The following is a 7,191-nucleotide window of genomic DNA, read 5'->3' as shown; positions in this document are numbered from 1 at the left end:
GCGCTGGGCGGATAGGCATCCAGGTGGTCGGCGGTGGTTTCGGTCATCTCGTCTCTTCTTCTCTCGCGTGCAGGCCGCGTGGGGGTGACGGCGGCACTACCACGCTGGATGGCGATCATGTCGGCCGCCGCCGTGTCCGGGGTCGGCGGCGACCCTTCTTCTATTCGGCTGTATCCGAAATCGTCAGCGCCGCAGTGGAAGCCAATTCTTGGGCGCGGGAGGTGTCCTTGAGGTCCACGCCGGATCTGCCGAGCTTCCGTGCGCCGGAGATCAAGCTGGACACCACCTTTGCCGCCTGGTGGTAGCCGAGGCCCTCGGGCGGATGAATATTGGAGATGCAGTTGCGGTCGGCGTCGGTTCGGCCGGGCCGTGGTAGGTGAGTGAGGTAGATGCCGAGGCTGTCGGCCACCGAGAGGCCAGGGCGTTCACCGATGAGGACGACCAGGGTGCGTACGCCCATGGCGGTCGCGATGTGATCTCCAAGGGCGACACGGGCCTGGGTGGCGATGACCGGTGGCGCGATCGAATAGGTGTCGGCGAGTTCTTCGGCGATGGCGGCAAGAAGAGGTGCGCCGTGATTCATGAGGGCGCGCGGTGACAGTCCGTCGCCGAGAACGAAGCCGAGGTCGGCACCGGTATGGGGGATGGCGGTCAGGTCGTCGGGGAGTCGGCCGAGGTCGGGGCGGCGCAGGTATTCGGGACGAGAGGTGGCCCGGCTGCGGATGGTCACGGGTGTGCCGAGGCCGACCGCTTCGACCCGAGCTGCCAAGGCGGGCACGTCGAGTGGCAGGTGTACCGCATCGCGGGCCGCAGCGTGTGCCGAGCGGAGTTCGAGCACATTCGCCGTCGGCAGTGCGTCGCCGACGCGGCCCAGACCGATCCTGGACTGGGTGCTCGGGCGCAGCATGTCCCAGAAGTCTTGCGGCGTTCGGTCTCCGCGTTCGATCTTCATAGGGCTCCGGTCAATTCGCGCAATGGGGAGGAGGCGATTTCGACAGGCAGTATCCGCCCGCTCGCGTCGGCCATGCCAAGTCCTTGCAGCCACGTCTCGAACTCCGGTGCGACGCGCAGGCCGAGTACCCGCCGCGCGTACAGGGCATCGTGGAAGCTGAGGCTCTGGTAGCCGAGCATTACGTCATCGGCGCCCGGCACCGCGATAACGAACGCCGCTCCGGCCGCGCCGAGGAGAGTGACCAGGGTGTCCATATCGTCTTGGTCGGCTTCGGCGTGGTTGGTGTAGCAAACATCGACGCCCATGGGCAGGCCGAGCAATTTGCCGCAGAAGTGGTCTTCTAGGCCGGCGCGGATGATCTGTTTGCCGTCGTAGAGATACTCGGGGCCGATGAAGCCGACGACGGTATTCACCAAGAGCGGCTGCAGATCTCTCGCCACGGCGTACGCGCGGGCCTCCAGGGTCTGCTGGTCGACGGGTTTGCCATCGGTGCCCAGGTGCGCGTTCGCCGACAGCGCCGATCCCTGTCCGGTTTCCAGGTACATCACATTGTTGCCGACGGTGCCGCGATGCAGCGATCGCCCTGCTTCGTTGCCTTCGCGCAGCAGCGCAATATTCACTCCGAAGCCGGTATTCGCACCTTCGGTGCCCGCGACGGATTGGAAAACCAGATCCACCGGAACACCTTTCTCGATCAGCTCGATCGTCGTGGTCACATGCGAGAGCACGCACGACTGGGTGGGAATGGCGAAGCGCTGACGGATCTCGTCGAGTAGATGGAGCAGATCCGCGGTGGCATGCGGGGAGTCTGTCGCCGGATTGATGCCGATCACCGCGTCACCGCAGCCGAGGAGCAGTCCATCGAGGGTCGCGGCGGCGATACCCCGCGGGTCGTCGGTCGGATGGTTGGGCTGCAGACGGGTGCTCAGTCGCCCGCGCAGCCCGATCGTTGTACGGAAGCCCGCCGTCACCTCGGTGGCACCGGCTACCGCAATCAGGTCCTGATTGCGCATGATTTTGCTGACCGCGGCCACCATTTCCGGTGTCAGCCCTTGGGATACCGCCCGCAGCCTGGCGGCGGCATCGTCGCGGGCCGATGTCTCCATCAGCCAGTCCCGCAGGCCGCCGACGGTCAGATGCGAGAGCGCTTGGAAGGCAACGCGATCGTGCGAGTCGATGATCAGTCGGGTGACCTCGTCGTCCTCGTAGGGCACCAAGAGTTCTCGGAGGAACCAGTCGAGCGGCACCTCGGCGAGCGCCCACTGCGCGGCCGCGCGTTCGGCGTCCGATGCCGCCGCACAGCCGGCCAGTTCGTCGCCGCCACGCCGTGGCGTCGCCTTGGCCATCAATTCGACGAGACCGTCGAAGGTGTAGTTGGTGCCGCCGATCTGCTGGTGGTAGACCGTCATTCGAGCTCCTCCTCCGCCTTGGCCAGGGCGGCGAATTCCTCGTCCGGCGAGTTGGCGACCAGGTGATGGCGGCTGTAGAGACCGAAGTAGGCCATGAACCCGGCGAAGGCGAGCAAGGCCCAGGTCGCGGCCGTGCGGTCGACGAGGAAGGTGGCGATGACGGCCGTGCAGGCGATCACGAGGGCGAAGGCCGTGGTGAGAATCCCGCCTGGAGTGCGATACGGCCGGGGCATGTTCGGCTCCCGGACGCGCAGCACGATGTGGCTGATCATCATGAGGACGTAGCTCAGCGCCGCGCCGAAGACGGCCATGTTCAGCAGCATCGCGCCCTCACCGGTCAGCGAGAGTGCGAATCCGATGATGCCGGGCACGATGAGCGCGAGCATGGGCGCTTTGCGCGCGTTGGTGACCGACAGGCTCGTCGGCAGATATCCGGCCCGCGAGAGCGCGAAGGTCTGCCGCGAGTAGGCGTAGACGATCGAGAAGAAGCTCGCGACCAACCCGGCCAGACCGATGTAGTTGACGAGCTTGCCGGCACCCGAATCCCCGAGCGCCTCGACCAGCGGGTTGCCCGAACTCGAAATCGCTTTGGCGCCGAGAGCTCCGGTCGCAAGGAACAGCACCGTCGCGCCCGTGGTGATCAGCACCAGCATGCTGATTGTGATGCCCTTGGGCACGTTCTTCTCCGGTTCCCGTGCTTCTTCGGCGGCCAACGGCACACCCTCCACCGCCAGGAAGAACCAGATCGCGAACGGCACCGCGGCCCAGATCCCGAAGTACCCGAACGGCAGGAACGACGAACTGCCCACCGCCGCAGGATCTGCCGGAATGTCGGTCAGGTTCCCAGCGTCGAACAATCCCCACGCCGACACCACGAAGACGGCCAACCCGACCAACGCGATCGCGGTGATGACGAACATCGCCTTGAGCGCCTCACCGGCACCGGTGAGATGAATGCCGATGAACAGGGCATACACGGCCAGATAGACCCACCAGCCGTCCGTGATCCCGAACAGATTCAGCGATTCGACATACGCACCGATAAAGGTCGCGATGGCCGCGGGCGCGATGGCGTACTCGATGAGGACGGCCGCGCCAGTGGCGAATCCGCCCCAGGGCCCGAGCGCGCGCCGGGCGAAGGTGTAGCCACCGCCCGCCGCGGGCAATGCCGAGGACATCTCGGCCATGCCCAGCACCATGGCCAGATACATGCCCGCGATCACCACGGTGGCGATGAGCAAGCCTCCGAAACCGCCCTGCGCCAAGCCGTTGTTCCAGCCGGCGTAGTCGCCGGAGATCACATAGCTGACGCCGAGACCGGCGAGAAGCAACCAGCCCGCAGACCCCGATCTCAGGGTTCGCTTCGCAAGGTAAGCACTGTCCTGGTTGTGGTCGTCGTGGGTGGGCTGATCAGTGGGGATCGCCATCGCGACCTCCTTCTTGCTGGATGAATCACACAGAGTTCTTGGGTGTTCCGCGAACGGGAACAGGACACGCATCGGCCGCTCGGCCGACGACCTGGGGTTGGGATGGTGTTGTCGGACGCGCGCCGCGCTCCCAGTCCGCACCTGTCAAGGTTTCGGTCCCGGCCAGCGCGAGTAGTTCGGCGTGCTCGAAAACCCTTCCGCGACTGAGGAATCGAAGTCCTTCCGGCGATTCCAGGCTGAATCCGGAACCACGTCCCGGTACGACGTCGAGGACGAGCTGGGTGTGCTGCCAGGCGGCGAACTGCGGACCCGAGATCCACACCGGCGCAATATCGTCCGGTGCGGGAGGAGTGTCGGGCAGTTCGTCGACCAGCAACCGCAGATCGAGCAGTCCGAGTAGGACATCGTGGCCGCCGACCACGAATTCGCCTGCGGGATAGCACATCGGGGCCGAGCCATCACAGCATCCGCCGGATTGGTGCAGCATCAGCGGTCCGTGCAGACCGCGGAGGCGACGGAGCAGATCCATCGCCGCCACGGTGGCAAGCACCCGCCGGGGGATTACCGCAGCGGCATCGACCATCAGAAGAAGCCTTGCGCCTTCGACGCGTAGCCGACCAGGAGGTTCTTCGTCTGCTGGTAGTGGTCGAGCATCATGTGGTGGTTCTCGCGGCCGATCCCGGACTGCTTGTACCCTCCGAACGCCGCATGCGCGGGGTACTGGTGGTAGGTATTGGTCCACACCCGCCCGGCCTGGATGTCGCGGCCTGCCCGGTAGGCTACCGCGCCGTCGCGTGACCATACGCCCGCGCCGAGCCCGTACAGTGTGTCGTTGGCGATCTTGATGGCATCGTCGTAGTCGGCGAACGAAGTCGCCGAGACGACGGGGCCGAAGATCTCTTCCTGGAAGATCCGCATTGCGTTGTGTCCAGCGAACACCGTGGGCTGCACGTAGTAGCCGCCGGACAGGTCGCCGCCGAGGTCAGCGCGCTCACCGCCGGTGAGCAGAGTTGCGCCCTCGCCCTTGCCGATCTCGATGTAGGAGAGGATCTTTTCGAGCTGATCGTTGCTGGCTTGCGCGCCGATCATGGTCTCCGTATCGAGCGGATTGCCCTGTCGCACAGCCTTGGTGCGCACCACGGCAGAGGCCAGGAATTCGTCGTAGATATCAGCCTGGATGAGCGCGCGCGACGGACAGGTGCAGACCTCGCCCTGGTTGAGCGCGAACATGGTGAAACCTTCCAGGGCCTTGTCCTGGTAGTCGTCGTTCGCGGCGAGCACATCGGAGAAGAAGATGTTCGGGCTCTTGCCGCCGAGCTCCAGGGTGACCGGAATCAGATTCTGGGAGGCGTACTGCATGATCAAGCGGCCGGTAGTGGTCTCGCCGGTGAACGCGATCTTCTTGATTCGCGGACTCGACGCCAGCGGTTTGCCTGCCTCGACGCCGAAGCCGTTGACGATATTGACAACGCCGGGCGGCAGCAGATCGCCGATGAGACTGATCAGGAACAGGATCGAGGCCGGTGTCTGTTCGGCCGGCTTGAGGACAACGGCATTGCCTGCGGCGAGGGCAGGTGCGAGCTTCCAGGTGGCCATCAGAATCGGGAAGTTCCACGGAATGATCTGGCCGACCACGCCGAGCGGCTCATGGAAGTGGTAGGCGACGGTGTCGACATCGATCTCCGACAGCGAGCCCTCCTGGGCGCGGATCGCGCCGGCGAAGTAGCGGAAGTGGTCGATCGCGAGCGGGATGTCGGCGGCCAGGGTCTCGCGGATCGGCTTGCCGTTGTCCCAGGTCTCTGCGAGGGCGATCGCGTCGAGGTGCTGCTCCATCCGGTCCGCGATCTTGTTGAGGATGATGGCGCGCTCGGCAACCGAGGTCTTGCCCCAGGCCGGTGCGGCGGCATGGGCGGCATCGAGAGCGAGTTCGATGTCCTCCGCGGTGCCACGGGCGACCTCGCAGAACGGCTGACCCGTGACCGGGGTCGGATTCTCGAAGTACTGCCCCTTGACAGGTGCTACCCACTCGCCGCCGATCCAGTTGTCGTAACGGGCCTGGAACGACATGACGGCATCGGGTGTTCCTGGGCGGGCAAAGACGGTCATCGAATGCTCCTCGATCTTGTGACATTTCCTGCAGCAGGTGTGACCCGGAACACTAGGAGCGACCATGTTGCACAACAGTTGCAAGAAACTGGTCAGATGCCCAGTCTGCGGTCCAGCAGCGCCAGCTTGGACTTGACCTGGGCATACATCGAGGACTGTCGGTCGAGGGAGGCAAGGTAGGCGGTCCACGCCGCAACGTCGTCGCGCCCGTCGACCGAACTGGTCCACTGGCCGAGGAGTCGGCGATCGCCCGCCGTCAGCAAAGCGGCGCGCAGACAACCACGCAATTCGGTGCGCAGCTCGGTAATGCCGGGTGCCAGCGAGCGGGGCAGAATCGGGCCCGGGTAGGCGCGCATTGCCGCCGCCGCGTCGCCGCGCCCCAGTGCCTGTCGAACCTCGTTGACATCGGTGTCGAGCTCCATCAGCAGTCGGTATGGTCGCGAGCCGAGACTGTTGGCGCCCAACAGCTTTCGCACCCGGGACAGCTCCGCACGCACCGTTACCGGATCCAACTCCGATTCGTCGAGCAGCATGGCGAGGTGGTCGGCGCTCAAACCCTCCGGATGGTCGGCCAGCAGCAACAGGATCTCGGCATGCCGCTGCGACAGGCGGATGCGCTCACCGCCGCGGGTCAGAGACGGCCGATCCGAGCCGAGCACCCGCAGTTGCGTCGTCGTGTCGAGCGGTTCGGGCGAATTGAGCAGGTGTAGCCGAAGCTCGGATTCCGCGGCCAGCACTGTCGCCCTGATCAGCGACAACACTTCCACCGCGGCGACGCGCGGGCCACCGGTGATGTCGATGGCACCGATGATCTGGCCGGTCAGCGGATCGTGCACAGGGGCGGCCGAGCAGCTCCACTCGTGCACGGCGCGGCTGAAATGTTCGGCCCCGAAGAACTGCACGTGGTGATCGAGGGCGAGCGCGGTACCGGGGGCATTGGTACCGACCCTGTCTTCGCTCCAGTCGGCGCCCTCCACGAAGTTCATGGCAAGGGCTCGGTCCTTGGCCTTCGAATCGCCCTCGACCCAGAGCAATCGCCCCTCGGCGTCACTGATCGCTACGAGCAGCCCGGCCTCGGCGGCGTCCTCGACCAGCAGCTTTCGCACGACCGGCCGGATAAGCGCCGTTGGATGCGCGGACCGATACCGCTGCAGGTCCAGACCATCGAGATCCACCCCGTCTCCGAAGTCGTCGGGGTTGACACCGTTGCTGCGGCTGCGACGCCAGGAATCGAGAACCACCGGGCGCACCGAGTAGTACTCGGGGCGCAGGGTCGGCATCTGGTCCAAACCTTCGA

6 protein-coding genes are annotated in these 7,191 nt (G+C 65.5%); all 6 read right to left on the bottom strand.

Annotation, left to right across the window (positions count from 1 at the left end):
- Positions 1 to 160: 160 nt before the first annotated feature.
- Positions 161 to 952, bottom strand: coding sequence for an ethanolamine ammonia-lyase subunit EutC (gene eutC / locus ACFXHE_RS17490; RefSeq protein WP_379384156.1), 792 nt, complete (start codon positions 950 to 952; stop codon positions 161 to 163).
- Positions 949 to 2,361, bottom strand: coding sequence for an ethanolamine ammonia-lyase subunit EutB (locus ACFXHE_RS17485; protein ID WP_379384154.1), 1,413 nt, complete (start codon positions 2,359 to 2,361; stop codon positions 949 to 951). Before ACFXHE_RS17485 ends, eutC begins: the two co-directional genes overlap by 4 nt.
- Positions 2,358 to 3,788 (bottom strand): ethanolamine permease, encoded by a 1,431-nt coding sequence (eat, locus tag ACFXHE_RS17480; protein ID WP_379384152.1) that lies wholly within the window; start codon positions 3,786 to 3,788, stop codon positions 2,358 to 2,360. Before eat ends, ACFXHE_RS17485 begins: the two co-directional genes overlap by 4 nt.
- A 25-nt stretch (positions 3,789 to 3,813) precedes the next feature.
- Complete coding sequence (locus ACFXHE_RS17475; RefSeq protein WP_379384150.1) at positions 3,814 to 4,371, bottom strand: DUF779 domain-containing protein; 558 nt, start codon at positions 4,369 to 4,371, stop codon at positions 3,814 to 3,816.
- Entirely contained in the window at positions 4,371 to 5,894 is a 1,524-nt protein-coding gene (adh, locus tag ACFXHE_RS17470) for an aldehyde dehydrogenase (RefSeq protein ID WP_379384148.1), read from the bottom strand. Before adh ends, ACFXHE_RS17475 begins: the two co-directional genes overlap by 1 nt.
- A gap of 92 nt (positions 5,895 to 5,986) precedes the next feature.
- On the bottom strand, positions 5,987 to 7,174 hold the full coding sequence (locus tag ACFXHE_RS17465) for a transcriptional regulator (RefSeq protein ID WP_379384146.1): 1,188 nt from the start codon (positions 7,172 to 7,174) through the stop codon (positions 5,987 to 5,989).
- Between the last annotated feature and the right edge of the window lie 17 nt (positions 7,175 to 7,191).

The sequence above is a fragment of the Nocardia sp. NPDC059229 genome (assembly GCF_042754165.1).
Taxonomy (GTDB): domain Bacteria; phylum Actinomycetota; class Actinomycetes; order Mycobacteriales; family Mycobacteriaceae; genus Nocardia.
The sequence above is the reverse complement of the archived record's forward strand: the minus strand, read 5'-3'. Positions and strand labels throughout refer to the sequence as shown.

Excerpts from the sequence above, each read along its gene's own strand:
- eat (WP_379384152.1), bottom strand. The coding sequence starts at position 3,788 with ATGGCGATCCCCACTGATCAGCCCACCCACGACGACCACAACCAGGAC.
- adh (WP_379384148.1), bottom strand. The coding sequence starts at position 5,894 with ATGACCGTCTTTGCCCGCCCAGGAACACCCGATGCCGTCATGTCGTTC.
- ACFXHE_RS17485 (WP_379384154.1), bottom strand. The coding sequence starts at position 2,361 with ATGACGGTCTACCACCAGCAGATCGGCGGCACCAACTACACCTTCGAC.
- eutC (WP_379384156.1), bottom strand. The coding sequence starts at position 952 with ATGAAGATCGAACGCGGAGACCGAACGCCGCAAGACTTCTGGGACATG.
- ACFXHE_RS17465 (WP_379384146.1), bottom strand. The coding sequence starts at position 7,174 with ATGCCGACCCTGCGCCCCGAGTACTACTCGGTGCGCCCGGTGGTTCTC.
- ACFXHE_RS17475 (WP_379384150.1), bottom strand. The coding sequence starts at position 4,371 with ATGGTCGATGCCGCTGCGGTAATCCCCCGGCGGGTGCTTGCCACCGTG.